Raw genomic sequence first — 17869 nt, forward strand, 5'->3', positions numbered from 1 at the left:
CAAGCTGCGCCTCTTATAAATTGAAACTTTAATCAGTAGGGGTCTTACTCCCCAGCAAATAGCAAGATAAAACAAAAACTCCTGATTTCTCAGGAGCTCACTTATATAAATTCTACTATTATTCTTTTTCTAAATGAATATGCTTCACATTTTCAATCGGTTGACCGAACCATTTTGATGCAATTTCTTTAAACAAGCCTATTTTTCCTGTTGTTAAGAAGAGATGATCGCTTTGTTCTTCTCCTTCATTCAACATTTTACTATGATATAAGATTGTACTTACTTCACGTGCTGTTTCATCACCAGAACTAATTAGTTGCACTTTATCTCCCATTACTTTTTTAATAACAGGTCCTAAAATCGGATAATGTGTACACCCTAATATAAGTGTATCAATATCGGTACTTTTCAGTGGTTGCAACGTTTCTCTTACAACTTCATACGCCATTTCACTTTCGAAATTCCCACTCTCTACAAGTTCAACGAAAGGTGGACAAGCTAAACTTTCTACCATAACACGGTTATTAATAGACTTTAACGCCTCTTCGTATGCACCACTTTTCACCGTTCCAATCGTTCCAATAATCCCAACGTGATACGTGTTTGTCACTTTTAAAGCTGTACGTGATCCTGGGTGAATAACTCCTACTACTGGAATTGGTAATTGTTTTTGCATCTCTTCTAATACAACTGCAGTTGCTGTATTACACGCAATAACTAACATTTTAATATTTAAGTCTAGTAAATGCTCTGTCATTTCCCACGTAAATTGACGTACTTCTTCTCGAGAACGTGGACCATAAGGACAACGTGCTGTATCTCCTAAATATATGATACGCTCTTTCGGCAACTGACGAATTAATTCCTTCGCTACTGTTAAACCGCCAACTCCTGAATCGATAACACCGATTGCTCTATTCAACTTCATCACCCGTTTTCTCATTCATCATCTTTTATGTTTATCATTATATTTTACACACTTTAAGTTCGCTCACTTCAAATACTTCTGTATGAAAATTTTCATTTTCCCATGTATAGACTAGGACCTTTTTTATTTTGCTCCTTTTTTTCGTAATTTGCAAGATAGAAAAATAACCGACCTTCTATAAGAAAGTCGGTTTCTTCTATATAAAGTGCATATTCATTGCTCCATCTTTTTTTGAAAAGAAGACATTCCCATCAATAAGAAAAAATGAGCAGCAATTAAAATGACGATCAAAATAAAATTCAATCGATAACTATTTGTAGATTCCATAATTTTGCTCGCTACAGCTGGTCCAAATGCCATACCGAAAAAGTTAATTAAATTATATAAACCAAGACCGACTCCAACTTTAGCTGGATTTAATGTTTTCGGGATAAATGTGTTTAATGATACTTGAATTGCCGAATAACTCATAAATGTTAAAATAACCGCAAATAAAATAAAGAGTAAGTTCCCGTCCGGAATAATCCCTAAAATTAAAAAGCCAATGATCATAACTACAGAAGCTACATACATCATCTTCACATTCCCAAACGAAGGAATAATCTTTCCGGTAATAAAACTAGATACAATACCAAAGAGAGATGCAATAAACAATACAATTCCAATAACGAATGGAGACAATCCATGTCCTCTTCCTAACAGTAATGGTAATAATAATAAACTAGCACATAACGCCACATTAATGATAAATCCGACCGCTATTAAACGAAGTAATGGTTTATTTGTAAATAACTCAATATCAATAAACGGCGACTCTGTTCTCTTCATATGAGCCTTAAATAAAAATAGAAAAACAACAGATAACACAAAAAGCCAACTATTAATATTAACTCCTAATAAAATGGTCGTAATCAATACAAATAATAAAACTGCTCCAATGAAATCAAAGCGAAACACTTCATCTGTATGTCGCGCCTCTTCTGGCATAAATTTTACGAGTAAGAAAATACCAATCATTGAAATAACCATAAATAAAAATAAATACGGCCACCCTAACGTATTTGTAATTGCCCCACCTACTAAAGGTCCAATACCAACCGCTAATGCAATAGAAGAACTAATCATTGCTAACGCACCTGGTTTTTTAGCTGGAGCAACTAATTTCGCCACCGCAATCATACTAAGCGCAATAAACGCTGCTCCCCCGCTCGCCTGCACTAACCTTGCGAAAATGATAATTTCATAAGATTGATTCATAAATCCAACAATAGAACCAGCTACAAATATGATAATAGAAATAATTAATAGTCTTTTTACACTGTAACGATCAGCCAGCTTTCCATATATTATCGAACCAATACCGACAACTAAAGAATACCCTACTACAACCCAACTTACTTTCGATTGACTAATTGATAAATCATTGGCAATATCCTCTAGCGCTACATTAAATAACACAGCGTTCATCGGTCCTAACAAAACAATAAAACATAATGTAAAAACAAACCATTTCGAATGGTTTCTTATATCTTTCCCCATGTGTAACACTCTCCTGATTGCAATTTTAAAACTGTCAAACTATAGATAAAAAAATGAACTTATTTAAATGTTGTATCACCACTAAACAACTTCATTAAATGTATAAAAGGTGCTAATTTATCGCGCGATAAAGTGAAACTTTAATCAGTGAGGTTTGTGTTCATCCCCCACTGATTATTAGCCCTCACCAATCGGGCTTTTACGGGCAGTTGATCTCCCACCTAACTTCTTTGCTTCCGCTGAATTTTGAGATGGGGGTCTTACTGCCCGTTAATGCGGGCTAAATTGAATTCGAAACGAAACACGTATGTTGTTCGATATTCATGGAACTATCATAGTTTCAGCATTACAGTTTGTCAACGAAAAAATATACAAAGTAAACTAATTCAGTCTTTTTAGTTTACTTTGTTCAAAAGTTATTATACACTAATTTCGAAGCCGATATAAGGAGGACTGGCATGATTATTCAAATTTACATTTTTTAACTTAATAAAATGAAACGCATACAGAACTTTTATATAGAAGAGACATTATAGGAGGATTATGATGAAGAGAAAAATGTTAGTTGTATTAACAAGCGTAGAAAAATACCCAAATTTAAATAGGGCTACCGGACTTTGGCTTGGTGAAGCTGTACATTTCGTAAAAAAAGTAGAAGAAGCGGGTTACGAAGTTGATTACGTCAGTCCACAAGGCGGTTATACACCAATTGATCCACATAGTTTAGCAATGGCGGAGAGTATCGATTGGGAATGGTATCAAAAGAAAGAGTTTATGAATCGCCTCGGTTCTACAATGAAACCAAGTGAAGTGAATCCAGAAGACTACGCTGTTATTTATTACGCAGGTGGCCACGGGGTTATTTGGGACTTCCCAGAAAATAAAGAACTTCAAAATATTAGCCGCAATATTTATGAAAACGGCGGAATTGTTTCTTCGGTTTGTCATGGAGCTGCTGGTTTATTTCATATTACATTAAGCAATGGGGATCGTTTAATTAGCGGTAAGAAGGTAACAGGCTTTTCAAATGAAGAAGAAAAATTAGCTGAATTAGATCAATTCGTTCCATTTTTAACAGAAGATGAACTCATTAAAAATGGAGGACTTTACGAAAAAGCCGCGCAACCGTGGGAAGCTTATGCTCTAGAAGATAATCGTGTTATCACTGGTCAAAACCCAGCTTCAGGTGGTCTAGTAGCCGAATTAGTATTAAAACAGTTGCAAAAATAATATGTACTAAAAAAGCAGATTCTCCTCTATTAAGGGAGATCTGCTTTTTTACGAAATCATTTGCAAAATAGCAATAACTTCTTTTTCAATTTCAGAATCATCAATTGCTTCTATATACTCTGGTTTAAAAAGTTGATACTTCTTTAATTGATAAAAATCAAGTATCGCTTTCTTTAACGTAATATCGTACTGAATACAAAAAGAATGATCTATAATACGTCTTAACATCACATCATCTTGTACCATAAATAATTGTGCATTCATTTTATTAAAATAACCTTGTTCCATACCCGCTTCAAAAAACATTTGCAAATTATGGTTACGATTTTGTTGGGCAGCGACTAATTGATCCGACAAATGCGGATATGCTTCTTTCAAATCTTGCAAAAAAACATCCGAAATATATGTCACACATTTTAAAGAATGAATAAACGTCTTTTGGAAACGTTCTGTAAATGACATACTTTCATCTTGATTATCCGCATCACCTTCGAGTAGATAGTTCATGAAATCCTCTACTACCGCCTCAATAATTTCATCTTTCGAAGAAAAACGTTTATATAAAGTAGCTTTACTAATATCCATATATTTCGCAATTTCATCTATTTTCAATTGGCTAAAACTTGTCTTTCTAATAATGGGCTTTATTTTATTAATATAAGTATTTGCACATGCGACTTTTCTCATTTAAAAGAGCCTCCCCTTTTGTCCATACAAAATAGTATAGCAAATTCACGAATGATTATAAATGAAGTTATTATACTCACTATGCCTTTTTAGTTTATTACATTTTCATATACTATACATAAAAAACTATAATCAATTATTACCAACTGGACGGTTACAAACCAATTTCGAGGCGGGAATTTTAGAATACAGTGAAACTTTAATCAGTGGGGGGCGTTCATCCCCACTGATTATTAGCTCTCACCAATCGGGGGTCCTACTGCCCGGCAAATAGAGGGATAAAAATACCCACTACCTTTGTTAGTAGCGGGTACTTTTTCTATAATTTATTTACAGCCCTTTTTATAGCCTTACCTATTTCCACGCTAGACTGTGGATTTTGTCCTGTAATTAAATGACCATCTACTACTACATGCGGCGTAAAATTGGGGGCTACATAAAACAAAGCTCCTTCTTCTTTCAACTTACTTTCTAGCAAAAACGGAACGCGCTTTTCTAAATGTATAGCTCTTTCTTCATCGTTTGTATAACCTGTTATACGCTTACCCACAACAAAAAACGAGCCATCCTTATTTTTCACACCGACTAAAGAGCTTACTCCGTGACAAACAGCCGCTACAATCCGGTTATTGTTATACATATTCTCAATCAAATTTGCTACATATGGATTACCTGGAAAATCTACAATCGCCCCGTGCCCACCACCAAATAAAACCGCATCATAATCCGAAAAATGAACATTTGAAATCGGCCTCGTATTTTGCAATAAAGAAGCTACATGCTTGAATTCGCGAGGTATACCATTCGGAATAGACACTCTATCTATAGGTACTCTCCCGCCTTTTATTGACACAATATCAACATCAAACTTAGCCTTTTTTAATACATGATAAGGAGCTGCGAGCTCTTCAAGCCACAAACCAGTCGGGTGTCCATTCATATCATGAGCACTTGTTGAAACTAACAGTATCCTTTTCAACATATCCCCTCCTTATTACCTATTTATGTATGAAACGTTTTTATCATTCATATAGCAAGTGAAGCAAACAAAAAAATAGCCGACTTTTATATAAAAGTCGGCTGCTTTCTTATAATTCGAGCTCTCCCATACGAAGAAGCTCCACAACTGCTTGTGAACGTCCTTTAACCCCTAGCTTTTGCATTGCGTTTGAGATGTGGTTGCGAACTGTCTTTTCACTTATAAAAAGTTCACCTGCAATTTCCTTCGTTGTTTTATCTTGAACCAGCAATTCAAATACTTCTCTCTCTCTCTTTGTGAGTAAAGGTTTAGATTGATACGCTTTTTCCTTCAACTGGTATAACCCTCCTTGCTTAAGCCAGAGCTGTGTATGTGTAAGTTGGGTGTTTATTTAGTCAAGATATTGTATGAACGAAATGTGCAGGTGGTGAATGAAAATGGGCTTTATTTCCTATGTTATTTTAGACTTTTATACAGTGCGTACACTCTTTTTATCCACTTACTTTCCAACGCGCCATATTTGTTCTAGCAATATACTTACAACCGTACCTACAAATAAGCCATTACCGAATATATATTGCATAACAGACGGCAAGGATTGGAGTGCTCCAGACGGTAAAAACATAACGCCGCTGCCAAATAATACTGCAACGCCTAAAATCGTTACATTCCTTTCACTCATCGGCACTTGTTTTATATTATTAAATCCAATTCCAATTAACTGTACGAACGAAGCCATTAAAACAGCCGATGCGACAGCTGATGGTAAAGATGCTAAGTAACGAATAATACTTGGAAAAAGAGACATTACGACTAGTAACGCACATGCCATTAAGAACGATCGGATATATTTTTGTTTTGTTAAACGTATAAATCCTGCCGTTGCTGGTAACGGAACGACACCTACAGTTGAAAATACAGAAGAGATGATATGCGAAATCCCCCCAACCCATGTTCCATCTTTCAACTGTTTTTGTTCAATAGTCGCTTTATGAATAGTTGCTTGATTAATTGCTATAATAGCTGCCACCGTATTCGAAACTAAAATACATACCATAACAAAACTTGATACAGCCATACCTGTATTCCATTTTGGAAGTCCCCAAGCAAATATATGTGGAAGTTGCACAAAATGAGTTACTTGAGATGGGATTGTCACTTTTCCTGCAATGAGAAAAATAATCCACCCACTAATTAATCCTATTAAAACTGCATAACTTTTGACAAAGCCTTTTCCAAAATTAGATAGTATAATAACGAACAGAAATATACTAAACGCGATCATTGCTGTAAATCCGTCGATTTGAGAAATAGTAGCTGTAATTCCTAACATTCCTTTTAAAAATACACCACTTAATTGTAAACATAATAAAAGTAAAAACGTCCCTGTCACAAGCGGCGTAAATAAAAATAAAATACGTCCTATAAAACCAGTTACTCCTAATCCTATTAAAATAATACCGGAGATTATCATTCCTAATTCTAAAATTTGCAGTGTACTATGTAATTGATCTTGTCCGGCCGTTGCATAAGCAAGTACGGTAAATACACCAACCCAAGATCCAGCCGGCCCATCCGCAATTGGTAGTCTATGCCCAAGCCATCCTTGTAAAAAAGAAGATATACCAACTACAAAAAACGTACGCTGCATTAAATAAAATATTTCTTCCGTCGTAAGATGAAATAATCCGCCAACGACAATTGGTAGTGCGATTGAATTTGCTAATAAAAATATAAACCATTGCAAAGTTCCCATAATATGATTTTGGTTATGTTGATTGTCCAATTTTTTCATCCCTTCTAGCTTTCCTATAAAAATATATTGTAAGAATAAAAAAGAAGAGTTCTATACTCACCATTAGAACCCTCCTCAAAATATTTAAACGATTCTTCTACACAAGATTATTTAATTCCACCTCATTTAAACTTCCAACAACAATATTTCCTTTATACACGACTAAACGTTTTTCTGTTTGACGCGCCACTGCTTCAGCAGCGCATGTCGCATTCGTCAAAACAAAGCTCGCTTCATCCCCTACATTCGGCCATACTCGCTTCCCTTCCTTATTTAACGTTTCTTTTCCTCCTGTAATAAAGCGGAGTGCTTTTCCTAAAGACCTTTCGTCACTCCACCCAAAACGCTCTGCTAATCGATTCGCCTTTTGAAGCATATCACCTGTTCCAAACGGTGACCAATGATCTGTAATGCTATCATTGCCTAATGAAACCGTAACACCTTTTTTATCTAATAACGGAATTGGGATTACTTGTTTACCAATTGGCACTGTTGAAGTAATATCAATATTTACATTTGCGAGTCTTTCTGCCACTTCTTCAGCCTCTTTATCAGTAACACCACCAAGTCCAAGTGCATGACTAATCGTTACACGGCCTTGCCATCCTGCTTCTTCTGTTAAACTTGCCAATCTCTTCATCGTAAACGTTCCAAGATTATTCGCATCGTGCAAATGAATATCAACATCCGCATTAAATTCGACTGCGATATCCATAATTGTATGTAATGACTTTTCAATGTCATTATCCACTGTAGCTGGATCTACTCCTCCGACTAGATTGGCACCCATACGCATCGCATCTTTCACGAGTTGCACAGAATTACTGCGCAATAATCCATGTTGCGGAAACGCAACAATTCTACTAGATACTCGATTTTTATATGTTTCTAATGCCGCTAACGTCGCCTCCAAATTACCAAGCCCAATAATTGGATCAACATTACAATGCGTTCTAATATTCGTTGCACCATTTTGCAGTAGTAACTCTAGCATATTTTCCGCTCTATTTTGAGCAGTCGCTAATTGCTTTGGTAAAATTTTTTCTTCTTCATTAAAACGTGTAAAAATACTTTCTGCTGGCATACAAGCTTTCCATGGGCCACTATAATATGTTTTATCAATGTGAATGTGCATCTCTTTGAAAGCTGGCAACATTAATAAGTTCTTAGCATCAAAAGTTACTATATCTTCCTCTTGAACAATCCCTTTTATAATTTTTTTAATTCGACCATCTTCAATAAGTAAACTGCATAATTCTGTTTCTGTTTGTGAAATTCTCTCTTCTTCATATGTATATCCTGATTCAAGCATTACGTTAGTCAACCAATATACTGTCATCTCTATTTCCCCACCCTTTATTAAAAATCACCTCATAACTACAAGTTTAATATCCACTGAAAATTAAGACAATTAATACGATCGCTTCTCACAAAAAAAATGTAATACAACCCCATAGTCTTCTCATAAATTTCCATATAGAATAAAAGTATGCAATTTGATATAAAAAGGAGTTGATTGGAATATGTCAAAAAGGTTATGTAAATCCGAAACTGATAAAATGCTATTTGGTATATGTGGTGGTTTAGGAGAATATTTTGATATTAGCTCTACTCTTATTCGTATCATTTGGGTTATTGCTGTTTTATGTTTTGGGACAGGATTTTTAGTTTATTTCATTTGTTTATTACTTATGCCACGTTCGTACTAATGGCATCATTTCACATACTTAAGAAGAGCAAATCACCTATAGAATCCTATAGGTGATTTTTTCATGAAGAATATTTCATCGTTAAATGTAATACCGCCACTTCTTCTTCTTCATTTTTATAAATATGCTTCTTATTCGCTTCAAATTGAATGGAATCAAACTCATTTAATTCGTATACATCATTCTCCACTTGAATAGACACTTTCCCTTTCATTACCGTTACAAGCTCAATCGCACCTTCATGATGAGCTTCTGGCTCATATATACTATTTGATCGTAAACAAGCACGGTGCATTTCCATCCCTGTTTCTTTCGTATAACGGAACATCGTTTCTAAATGCCACGCTTGTCCTTCATCTACTGCAAATCCTTCTCCACAGCGCGCAACAGCTACAGGTTCTCCAACAACCATTAATCTGGATAAAGGAATTGATAACCCTTTCGTTATTTTCCAAATGACAGCTAGTGTCGGATTTGTTTCCCCTCTTTCGATCTTTCCTAATGTTAATTTACTAACTCCTGTTTTATGGGCTAATTCTTCTAAACTTAATTTCTGTTCATTTCGAATTTGTCTCAATAACTGTCCAACTTGTTGAATGACTTCTTTCGTTTGCATATCTTCATTTTCTTTCATATATAAAACCACCTCAAAGTATAAAATAGTTTACTTTTAACAATTAAAAGTATATCATACTATACATAATTATTTATTTTCGAAAGGAGTGCTATACTTCATGCGCGCAATTTTATTAGGTCTTTTATCATCGGCCTTTTTTTCTGCAACCTTTATTATTAATAGAGCAATGAATGTATCTGGAACGAGCTGGGCTTGGACAGCTTCCTTCCGTTTTTTATTTGCTCTTCCTATTTTATTCCTTATCGTTTTATTTCGCAAAAACTTTAGGGGATTATGGGAAGAGTTAAAAAAACATCCATTGGCATGGATCGGATGGGGTTCTGTTGCCGGTATTGGTTTTTATTCTTTATTAAGTTTCGCAGCTGTCTTTTCTCCAGCTTGGCTCGTTGCTGGAACTTGGCAAGTTACGATTTTAGCTGGTTTACTACTATCACCACTATTTTTCGTGAAAATAGAAACAAAATCAGGTACGAAACTTGTACGCGGAAAAATTCCACTTCGTAGCTTATATGTTGCATTATTTATTTTACTTGGTGTAATTTGTATGCAAGCAACTGCCGCAGGCCATATTACAATGACTCAGTTCATTTCAGGTTTTTTACCTGTCGTATTAGCCGCTTTCTTATATCCGTTCGGTAACCGAAAAATGATGGAGCTTGTTGGTGGACGCCTTGATACGTTCCAACGTGTATTAGGAATGGCAATTGGAAGTCTTCCTATAACAATCTTGCTTGGTATATACGGATTTTCTACTACTGGCATTCCAACATCCAACCAAATGCTTCAAGGATTTTTGTTAGCATTATGTTCCGGCGTTATTGCAACGATGACATTTTTCTTTGCTACTGACTTAGCAAAAGATAACCTCGCTCTACTTGGAGCTGTTGAAGCAACACAAGCTGGAACGATGGTCTTTACCATACTTGGAGAAATCATTTTCTTAAATGGTTCACTCCCTGGAGGACTTTCTCTCATCGGAATGATTATTATCATGTTAGGAATGGTTGCAAATAGTATTTTAAACCGTTCTGTTCCAGTCGTTAAACAGAAAAAATCGGCATAAAAAAAGGGTATGGTTCTATAGAGATGAACCATACTCTTTTTTATTGTCCCCCTATTTCGCCTTATCAGAATAGTATTTCATTGGCTGTTTATACTAAAACTTATGTTATAATACGTTTCATGCGCATTAATAGGAGGTAAATTATGTTAAAAAAAGCAATCGCTGAATTTATTGGTACATTTGTACTTGTATTATTCGGAACTGGAGTAGCTGTCACTGGCGGCGGAATTGAAGGAATTGGAACATTAGGAATCGCTATGGCTTTCGGCTTATCTATTGTAGCTATGGCATATAGCATCGGAACAATTTCTGGATGTCACATTAACCCAGCAGTATCAGTAGCTATGTTCATCAACAAACGAATGAACGCTATGGAACTTTGTTATTATGTATTAGCTCAAATTTTAGGTGGTTTATTAGGAACTGCAACGTTAGTAACAATTTTAAAATCTGCTAAAACACCTTTAGATAATTTAGGACAAAATGGTTTCGGAACTCTTGGTTTATCTGGAGCATTTTTAGTTGAGTTCATTTTAACTTTCGTATTTATTTTAGTTATCGTTGCTGTAACAGGTAAAAAAGGAAGTTCTTCTTTAGCTGGACTAGTAATTGGTTTCACATTAGTTTTAGTTCACTTATTAGGAATTCCGTTAACTGGAACATCTGTTAACCCAGCTCGTAGTATCGCACCAGCTTTATTTGTTGGTGGAGAAGCACTTTCTCAACTATGGGTATTCATCATAGCACCAATTCTTGGTGGTATCTTCGCAGCTATCGTAGGTAAATTCATTTTAAATACTGAAAAATAGAATTTTCAATATTTCTAAATAAAAAAATGCGAGCCCTCATTATGAGGAAGCTCGCTTTTTTTATTCTTTCATTTTAGACTTTAAATTTGTAACTAATTGATCTACCGTTACATTTGCAAGTACGTTTTCCATCGCTTCTTGCGCTTGCATTAAAATAATTTCTAATACTGATTGAATATTAGCTCCTACTGGACATTCAATGTTGGGATTTTCATGGAAGGAAAATAGTTGTCCTTCTTCTACAACTTCCACTGCTTTATATACATCAAGTAATGTAATTTCTTCTAAATCTCGAGCAAGTGTCGTACCACCTTTACCAGCTTGTACATCAACAAGTCCTGCTCTCTTCAACATTCCTGTAATGCGACGAATCACAACTGGATTTGTATTCACACTACCGGCAATCCATTCAGAGGTACAGCGAGAGTTTCGATCTATCGCAAGTAATGTCAGCATATGAACACCTACTGTAAAACGACTACTAATCCCCATCTGCACACCCTCCTTTTTATTCATTCTATTAAAAGACGACTCTTATTATTATATACTATTTTTAATTTATACATAAAGAAAAAGCATGATTTCAATAGGAAATCATGCTTTTCTCTCATTATTGACGCTTTATAAATTTCGCTAAATCTTTAAATTTCACTTTATCTGAGTAATTCATTACGCCGTTTACGTAAATGCGGCTTGTAACAGCATTTAATACCGCAATTGTCGCCAATAAGACTGCTAATGTTATCGTAATTTCTAGCATACCTGCTTCACCAGCTACAATACGTGAGAAGGTAACCATCGGTGTAAAAAATGGAACGTAAGAACTTACAACAACGATAGTACTATTCGGATCACTTAATGATTTAATACTAATAAAGAATGCAGCCATAATTAAAATCATTACCGGGAAAGATACAGCTTGTAAATCCTCCGTCTTAGACACGACAGCTCCAGCAGCAGCATACATCATCGCATAAAGTAAATATCCCGTAATGAAATAAACAAGAAACATGCTGATAACTTTTGCATCTAATTTCGTAAAGTCAATTGGAATACCAAATAGTGAGGCACTTTCTAAATCGACCCAACCTAACAAATATGGAATAAGATAACCACACGCCAATACGACAAGTTGCAATAACGCCGTTGAAACAACCGCTAAAATTTTCGCATACATCATCGTAAGAGGCTTCACTTTCGGAAGCATTACTTCCATTACACGTGATGCCTTTTCAGATGCAATATTCATTGCGATTGTATTTCCGAACGCTACAATAAACATATATAAAGCAAATGTAAAGAAATAGGCAATTCCGAAAGAAGATGTACGATCTTTTATCGCTTCTTGCTTTACTTGAATTTCTGTTTGTAATTGCTGTGCAATTTCTGGTGAAACATTATTTTTGGCAATCGTCACCATCGTATATTGTTGCTTTAAATATCCTGCCATAATTGCAGAAGTTGCTTGGCTTGGAAATCCATTATACATATATGTAATCGATGGAGCCCCACCCTTTTCCGTCACATGGAATAGACCATCTAAATCGCCTTCTTCTACTTGCTTATGCAGTTTATCAAAATCATCCTTTGAACCAATTGTTATTTTTGCTGATGGCAATAGCTTATTTAGCTCATCTTTTTGTACTTTATATGTGGAACTCTCTACTACAACTGCAATTTTATCTTTATCATTATTTTTATCATCGCCTGAAGTAAAATGATTAAATGCAAAAATCCCAAACACAACTAAAAATAAAATCGCACTCGTAATTAATGATTTCTTAGATAAAAACGCTTCCCTAAAATAAAATGAAAATACGTGAGAAAATTTACGCATCGTTATTTCGCCCTCTCTACAAAGATTTCGTTTAACGTCGGCTCTAACATTTTGAATTGTCGTAAGCTAACACCTTGCTCTTGTAACTGTTGCAAAATCTTGAGAGCTTCCGCATCGTCTTGTACTTTCACATAAAGAAGGCCTTGTTGTTTTTCATACGATACATGTATAGCTTCTAATCCCTTTTCATTCTCTACTGTATCTTCAATCGTTAAATTACGGAAACCGTATTCTTTCTTAATATCACTTAGCTGTCCTTTTACGACTGCTTCACCTTTTTTCAAAATACATACATGTTGGCAAAAAGCCTCTACTTGTTCCATACGATGACTTGATAAAATAATCGTCTTTCCGCTCTGTACTTGTTCTTCAATAATACTAGCTAACATCCCAGCATTAACTGGATCAAGGCCGCTGAATGGTTCATCTAAAATGAGAAGTTCCGGATTATGAAGAAGAGCAGCAATTAATTGGATTTTTTGCTGATTCCCTTTTGAAAGCTCTCCAGCCGTTTTAAATTTATATTCTGGTATCGCTAAACGCTCTAACCAGTGATCAATAGCGTGATCCACTTCTTTCTTCGACATTCCTTCTAATCTACCAAAATATCGCAGCTGATCTATTACTCTACTTTTTGTATATAAACCTCTTTCTTCTGGTAAATACCCAATTGTTACACCACTATTTCCAAATGCTTTTCCATCCCATGTAATCGAACCTTCATTAGGCGTTAATAATCCGAGAAGCATTTTGATTGTTGTTGTTTTCCCTGCACCATTTCGTCCAAGTAACCCTAGTACTTCACCTTTTGGTAACGAAATTTGCAAACCGTTAACTGCTTTTGATTCCCCAAATTGTTTCGTTAAGTTTTGAATTTGTAAACTCAAGTATAAAGCCTCCCCTTTAGTATCATTCGTACTCTCTTTCAAAGACTATGTTTATTCAAGACAAAATATAGCACCACGCTTCATCCTCTTATATGTAAACATCGTCATGAATCCATCATTTGTTCTATTTAGTTAAAATTGTAAATAACAAAGTTCTTTTTGTCAATTATAATTGTCATTACGACAATAAAACTTGTCAAAACAGCTATTATTATTTTGCTCATCTTTCTAATATAGGACATACTACTATATATACAAAAGACAATATGCAAATGTTCATATAAAAATATTATATTTTAATATATAATATAAAATGATTTTCTAACATCAAGGAGGATACATATGAAGATGAAGAGGGGCATTACCACTTTATTATCTGTAGCGGTTCTATCTACATCACTTGTAGCATGTTCAGGAACACCAGAGAAAACAGTGGCGAAAGAAGAGAAAGTAAAATTAACAGAACAACAATTAATGGCTGATTTATGGTATCAAACAGCCGGTGAAACGAAAGCACTTTACTACCAAGGGTACAACATTGGTCAATTAAAGCTTGATGCAATTCTTGCAAAAGGGACAGAGAAAAAACCTGCTATCGTGCTTGATTTAGACGAAACTGTTTTAGATAACAGTCCTCATCAGGCAATGAGCGTAAAAACAGGCAAAGGCTATCCTTACAAATGGGATGATTGGATTAAAAAAGCTGAGGCTGAAGCCCTTCCAGGCGCAATTGATTTCTTAAAATATACAGAGTCTAAAGGTGTAGATATTTACTACATCTCAAATCGTAAAACGAATCAACTAGATGCAACAATTAAAAATCTTGAGCGTGTAGGTGCTCCTCAAGCAACGAAAGAACATATATTACTACAAGATCCGAAAGAAAAAGGAAAAGAAAAACGCCGTGAACTCGTTTCTCAAACCCATGATATTGTCTTATTCTTCGGTGATAACTTATCTGATTTCACAGGTTTTGATGGAAAATCTGTAAAAGATCGTAACCAAACAGTAGCAGATTCAAAAGCACAATTTGGTGAGAAATTCATTATTTTCCCGAATCCAATGTATGGCGATTGGGAAGGCGCTTTATATGATTATGATTTCAAAAAATCAGATGCAGAAAAAGATAAAATCCGTCGCGACAACTTAAAATCATTTGATGTAAAAGGCAAGATAAATACTTCCACACGTCTATTCTTTGCCTTTCCTTCTTGTGTATCGTTTGGAGCAATTGAACGGTATTCTCCGTATCCAATCGCACTAAATTTTTCTGGTTGTAATTCTTTATTTTGCAGTAATACTTGCATAAAATTAACTGCCCGCTGCGTACTTAATTCCCAATTCGACGCAAACTGCGCATTGGCAATAGGGACATTATCCGTATGACCCGATACTGTAATTTCACGAGGTGACGCTGAAACAAGTAAGCTAGACATCTCTTTTGCAATCCCTAAAGATTCTAATTTCACATCTGCTTTCCCCGAATCAAACAGTATATTTTCTAATATTGTCACCATTAATCCCTTTTCAGTTAATTTAGTTTGAAAAGAAGAAGATAATTGTTTTTCATTAATATATTGATCAATCTTTTTTTGTAATGCTTTCAATTCATCCATCTCTTTTTTTTCTTTAGCTCTAGCTTCTTCTTGTTTTTTTGCTTGTTCTGCCTCAAGGCTACTTGCTGATAATTCTTTTTCATCATTTGGCTTTTGATCACTTAAAAATTCTTTGTTACCTGTTCCCCCAGCTAATTCACTTCGAAAAGCAACTGCCATCTGTTTAAACTTCGCAGCATCTATACTACTCATTGCGAATAAAACGATAAACAATGCAAATAACAACGTTAACATATCAGAATATGGGATTAACCACGTTTCATCGATATGCTCATCATGTTTTTTCTTTTTGCCTCTTCTATTTTTCTTACTCCGCATTTTTTTCTGCTCCTTTTTCTAGCTTTTTACGCTCAGTTGCAGAAAGTGCACCTAAAATGCGGTTCTTCATAATAAACGGATATGTACCTTCTTGTAACATTAATAAACAATCAATGATTAAACGTTTTTTCTCAATTTCAGCTGAAGATTTTTGCTTTAACTTATTTGCAAATGGATGCCATAATACATAACCTGAAAAAATACCAAAAATCGTTGCAATAAACGCACCCGAAATAGCATGACCTAACTTTTCAATATCAGTTAAGTTACCAAGCGCAGCTACAAGACCGATAACAGCACCTAAAACTCCTAATGTCGGTGCATACGTACCAGCTTGTGAAAAAATAGCAGCTCCCTTTGCATGTCTTTCTTCAATTGCTTCTAATTCAGATTCCAAAATCTGCTCTAAATCTTCTGCGGATACGCCATCAATCACAAATTTCATACCGCGCAAAAGAAATTCATCTTGAATTTTGTCTAATTGTTGCTCTAAAGACAAAATACCGTATTTTCTACTTTCAGATGTCCAATGAACAAATAATTCTAGCAACTGTTCATAACTTAAATCCTTTTTATTTGAACCAAAAAGAACTTTAAATAGTTTTGGAACCCTTTTTAGTTGATTCATCGGAAATGCAATACATACTGCAGCAAATGTACCGATAAAAATAATTAATGCTGCGGCAGGATTTAATAAGGCTGTTACGTCAGCGCCCTTGACGACCATCCCTACTACCACTGCTACAAATCCTAAAATAAGTCCAATAATTGTTGCAAAATCCATTCCCATTCACTCCTAGTCTATACAAGAAGTTCTTTATTCTCGATAATCGCTACATCTTCTTATGTATATATATTACATAAAAAATGCAAATCATGAAAGATAAGAAATGAATTATATAAAAAAATACTACAAATTCACACATTTTCTGACATTTTCTTTGCATTTCTATTACGTTATGACTCTTATATTCCTTTTCCAACAAACTAGATTTATAATAAAAAAAACAATACACATTTTATGAAGAAGGGACTGTGATTACAAGGCATCATGAAAAAGATAATAATTATTTCTGCCACTACTATTGTAATCGGGATCACATCTTTCGCTTACTTTGGTTCTAAAACACCACTACATAATGAAGCAAAAGCTGTCGAAAGTCAAAAGCATAATAACCATAAAAAAGAAGAGATTCCTGCTTTTCCAAAAGCTGATCATAATGCAAAGAAAATAGATAATGACTTTTCAGTTGTAACAAATCCAAAATCTAATCTTGTCTTAATTAATAAACATCGAAAACTACCAGATGGATACATTCCTGAAGACTTAACGAGACCAAATGTACCATTTATTAGTCCAAAAGATAAAGAAAAAACATTGCTGCGCAAAGATGCTGCCGAGGCACTTGAAAACATGTTCAAAGCTGCGAAAAAAGAAGGGCTTGATCTTACAGCTGTATCTGGTTATCGTTCATACAAACGCCAAAAATCGTTGCATGATACATACGTTAGACGTCAAGGAAAAGCCGAAGCTAATTCGGTAAGCGCAATTCCTGGTACAAGTGAACACCAAACGGGTTTAGCAATGGATATTAGTTCAAAATCAGCTAAATTTCAATTAGAGCCTATCTTCGGAGAGACAGCAGAAGGAAAATGGGTCGCGGAACATGCTCATGAATTCGGCTTTGTCATTCGTTACTTAGAAGATAAAACAGATACAACAGAATATGCCTATGAACCATGGCACTTACGCTACGTTGGTAATCCATACGCTACATACCTATATAAACATCACTTAACATTAGAAGAAGCGATGGAAGACAAAAAATAAGAGA

18 protein-coding genes and 1 pseudogene are annotated in these 17869 nt (G+C 35.0%); 6 read left to right on the forward strand and 13 right to left on the reverse strand.

Annotation, left to right across the window (positions count from 1 at the left end; genetic code table 11):
- Positions 1 to 118 precede the first annotated feature (118 nt).
- Positions 119 to 928 carry a glutamate racemase gene (gene racE, locus MHH55_RS16780; protein WP_000774005.1) on the reverse strand — a complete coding sequence of 270 codons (810 nt, stop codon included), beginning with the start codon at positions 926 to 928 and terminating at the stop codon, positions 119 to 121.
- 213 nt (positions 929 to 1141) lie between these two features.
- On the reverse strand, positions 1142 to 2467 hold the full coding sequence (locus MHH55_RS16785; RefSeq protein WP_000513854.1) for an MFS transporter: 1326 nt from the start codon (positions 2465 to 2467) through the stop codon (positions 1142 to 1144).
- 546 nt (positions 2468 to 3013) lie between these two features.
- Here MHH55_RS16785 and MHH55_RS16790 point away from each other — a divergent pair.
- Positions 3014 to 3697: a type 1 glutamine amidotransferase domain-containing protein gene (locus MHH55_RS16790; protein WP_000823847.1), complete on the forward strand. Its 684-nt coding sequence runs from the start codon at positions 3014 to 3016 to the stop codon at positions 3695 to 3697.
- A gap of 48 nt (positions 3698 to 3745) precedes the next feature.
- On the opposite strand, the gene MHH55_RS16795 is transcribed toward MHH55_RS16790, so the two are convergent.
- From MHH55_RS16795 to MHH55_RS16815, 5 genes are all read right to left on the reverse strand, one after another.
- Positions 3746 to 4384, reverse strand: a complete 639-nt coding sequence (locus tag MHH55_RS16795) for a TetR/AcrR family transcriptional regulator (RefSeq protein WP_001233006.1) — start codon at positions 4382 to 4384, stop codon at positions 3746 to 3748.
- A 319-nt stretch (positions 4385 to 4703) separates the two neighbouring features.
- Positions 4704 to 5366: a type 1 glutamine amidotransferase domain-containing protein gene (locus MHH55_RS16800; RefSeq protein WP_078186334.1), complete on the reverse strand. Its 663-nt coding sequence runs from the start codon at positions 5364 to 5366 to the stop codon at positions 4704 to 4706.
- A 106-nt stretch (positions 5367 to 5472) separates the two neighbouring features.
- Positions 5473 to 5697, reverse strand: a complete 225-nt coding sequence (gerE, locus tag MHH55_RS16805) for a spore germination transcription factor GerE (protein ID WP_000659484.1) — start codon at positions 5695 to 5697, stop codon at positions 5473 to 5475.
- Positions 5698 to 5862: 165 nt separating this feature from the next.
- Positions 5863 to 7158 carry a purine/pyrimidine permease gene (locus MHH55_RS16810; protein ID WP_000732140.1) on the reverse strand — a complete coding sequence of 432 codons (1296 nt, stop codon included), beginning with the start codon at positions 7156 to 7158 and terminating at the stop codon, positions 5863 to 5865.
- A 97-nt stretch (positions 7159 to 7255) separates the two neighbouring features.
- Positions 7256 to 8497, reverse strand: a complete 1242-nt coding sequence (locus tag MHH55_RS16815; protein ID WP_078186335.1) for an amidohydrolase family protein — start codon at positions 8495 to 8497, stop codon at positions 7256 to 7258.
- A gap of 184 nt (positions 8498 to 8681) precedes the next feature.
- Here MHH55_RS16815 and MHH55_RS16820 point away from each other — a divergent pair, with 184 nt between their 5' ends.
- Positions 8682 to 8867: a PspC domain-containing protein gene (locus MHH55_RS16820; protein WP_000044334.1), complete on the forward strand. Its 186-nt coding sequence runs from the start codon at positions 8682 to 8684 to the stop codon at positions 8865 to 8867.
- 61 nt (positions 8868 to 8928) lie between these two features.
- Here the strand turns inward: MHH55_RS16820 and MHH55_RS16825 are convergent, their stop codons facing one another.
- Positions 8929 to 9501: a helix-turn-helix domain-containing protein gene (locus MHH55_RS16825; protein ID WP_000661924.1), complete on the reverse strand. Its 573-nt coding sequence runs from the start codon at positions 9499 to 9501 to the stop codon at positions 8929 to 8931.
- A gap of 100 nt (positions 9502 to 9601) precedes the next feature.
- Here MHH55_RS16825 and MHH55_RS16830 point away from each other — a divergent pair, with 100 nt between their 5' ends.
- Together MHH55_RS16830 and MHH55_RS16835 are read left to right on the forward strand one after the other, a co-directional pair.
- Positions 9602 to 10567, forward strand: a complete 966-nt coding sequence (locus MHH55_RS16830; protein WP_078186336.1) for a DMT family transporter — start codon at positions 9602 to 9604, stop codon at positions 10565 to 10567.
- Positions 10568 to 10710: 143 nt separating this feature from the next.
- Positions 10711 to 11376, forward strand: a complete 666-nt coding sequence (locus tag MHH55_RS16835) for an aquaporin (RefSeq protein ID WP_078186337.1) — start codon at positions 10711 to 10713, stop codon at positions 11374 to 11376.
- Between the two features lie 60 nt (positions 11377 to 11436).
- On the opposite strand, the gene MHH55_RS16840 is transcribed toward MHH55_RS16835, so the two are convergent.
- The 3 genes from MHH55_RS16840 to MHH55_RS16850 form a co-directional block, all read right to left on the reverse strand.
- The gene (locus MHH55_RS16840; RefSeq protein ID WP_000512998.1) at positions 11437 to 11868 is read right to left on the reverse strand and encodes an Rrf2 family transcriptional regulator; all 432 of its coding nucleotides are present in this window, start codon (positions 11866 to 11868) and stop codon (positions 11437 to 11439) included.
- A 118-nt stretch (positions 11869 to 11986) separates the two neighbouring features.
- A complete protein-coding gene (locus MHH55_RS16845; protein WP_001224990.1) occupies positions 11987 to 13213 on the reverse strand; it encodes an ABC transporter permease in 1227 nt (408 codons plus the stop codon).
- A 2-nt stretch (positions 13214 to 13215) separates the two neighbouring features.
- A complete protein-coding gene (locus MHH55_RS16850; RefSeq protein WP_000058117.1) occupies positions 13216 to 14100 on the reverse strand; it encodes an ABC transporter ATP-binding protein in 885 nt (294 codons plus the stop codon).
- A 342-nt stretch (positions 14101 to 14442) separates the two neighbouring features.
- Here MHH55_RS16850 and MHH55_RS16855 point away from each other — a divergent pair.
- A pseudogene (locus MHH55_RS16855) lies at positions 14443 to 15267 on the forward strand (5'-nucleotidase, lipoprotein e(P4) family); the annotation flags it as partial.
- Here MHH55_RS16855 and motB read toward each other — a convergent pair.
- Positions 15195 to 16034 (reverse strand): flagellar motor protein MotB, encoded by an 840-nt coding sequence (gene motB / locus MHH55_RS16860; RefSeq protein WP_078186338.1) that lies wholly within the window; start codon positions 16032 to 16034, stop codon positions 15195 to 15197. The pseudogene MHH55_RS16855 and the gene motB sit on opposite strands and share 73 nt — an antisense overlap.
- The gene (gene motA, locus MHH55_RS16865) at positions 16024 to 16818 is read right to left on the reverse strand and encodes a flagellar motor stator protein MotA (RefSeq protein WP_000344859.1); all 795 of its coding nucleotides are present in this window, start codon (positions 16816 to 16818) and stop codon (positions 16024 to 16026) included. The genes motB and motA overlap by 11 nt, the downstream gene beginning before the upstream one ends.
- 267 nt (positions 16819 to 17085) lie before the next feature.
- Between motA and MHH55_RS16870 the strand changes: the two genes are divergently transcribed.
- On the forward strand, positions 17086 to 17865 hold the full coding sequence (locus MHH55_RS16870; protein WP_000720201.1) for a M15 family metallopeptidase: 780 nt from the start codon (positions 17086 to 17088) through the stop codon (positions 17863 to 17865).
- The last annotated feature ends 4 nt before the right edge of the window (positions 17866 to 17869 follow it).

Source organism: Bacillus sp. FSL K6-2944, from assembly GCF_038005385.1.
GTDB lineage: Bacteria > Bacillota > Bacilli > Bacillales > Bacillaceae_G > Bacillus_A > Bacillus_A cereus.

Bases quoted from the DNA above. Each gene is read 5' to 3' on its own strand.
- MHH55_RS16825 (WP_000661924.1), bottom strand. From the start codon at position 9,501: ATGAAAGAAAATGAAGATATGCAAACGAAAGAAGTCATTCAACAAGTT.
- motA (WP_000344859.1), bottom strand. From the start codon at position 16,818: ATGGATTTTGCAACAATTATTGGACTTATTTTAGGATTTGTAGCAGTG.
- motB (WP_078186338.1), bottom strand. From the start codon at position 16,034: ATGCGGAGTAAGAAAAATAGAAGAGGCAAAAAGAAAAAACATGATGAG.
- MHH55_RS16795 (WP_001233006.1), bottom strand. From the start codon at position 4,384: ATGAGAAAAGTCGCATGTGCAAATACTTATATTAATAAAATAAAGCCC.
- MHH55_RS16870 (WP_000720201.1), top strand. From the start codon at position 17,086: ATGAAAAAGATAATAATTATTTCTGCCACTACTATTGTAATCGGGATC.
- MHH55_RS16790 (WP_000823847.1), top strand. From the start codon at position 3,014: ATGAAGAGAAAAATGTTAGTTGTATTAACAAGCGTAGAAAAATACCCA.
- MHH55_RS16830 (WP_078186336.1), top strand. From the start codon at position 9,602: ATGCGCGCAATTTTATTAGGTCTTTTATCATCGGCCTTTTTTTCTGCA.
- racE (WP_000774005.1), bottom strand. From the start codon at position 928: ATGAAGTTGAATAGAGCAATCGGTGTTATCGATTCAGGAGTTGGCGGT.
- MHH55_RS16815 (WP_078186335.1), bottom strand. From the start codon at position 8,497: ATGACAGTATATTGGTTGACTAACGTAATGCTTGAATCAGGATATACA.
- MHH55_RS16785 (WP_000513854.1), bottom strand. From the start codon at position 2,467: ATGGGGAAAGATATAAGAAACCATTCGAAATGGTTTGTTTTTACATTA.
- MHH55_RS16845 (WP_001224990.1), bottom strand. From the start codon at position 13,213: ATGCGTAAATTTTCTCACGTATTTTCATTTTATTTTAGGGAAGCGTTT.
- MHH55_RS16800 (WP_078186334.1), bottom strand. From the start codon at position 5,366: ATGTTGAAAAGGATACTGTTAGTTTCAACAAGTGCTCATGATATGAAT.
- MHH55_RS16810 (WP_000732140.1), bottom strand. From the start codon at position 7,158: ATGAAAAAATTGGACAATCAACATAACCAAAATCATATTATGGGAACT.
- MHH55_RS16840 (WP_000512998.1), bottom strand. From the start codon at position 11,868: ATGGGGATTAGTAGTCGTTTTACAGTAGGTGTTCATATGCTGACATTA.
- MHH55_RS16835 (WP_078186337.1), top strand. From the start codon at position 10,711: ATGTTAAAAAAAGCAATCGCTGAATTTATTGGTACATTTGTACTTGTA.
- MHH55_RS16820 (WP_000044334.1), top strand. From the start codon at position 8,682: ATGTCAAAAAGGTTATGTAAATCCGAAACTGATAAAATGCTATTTGGT.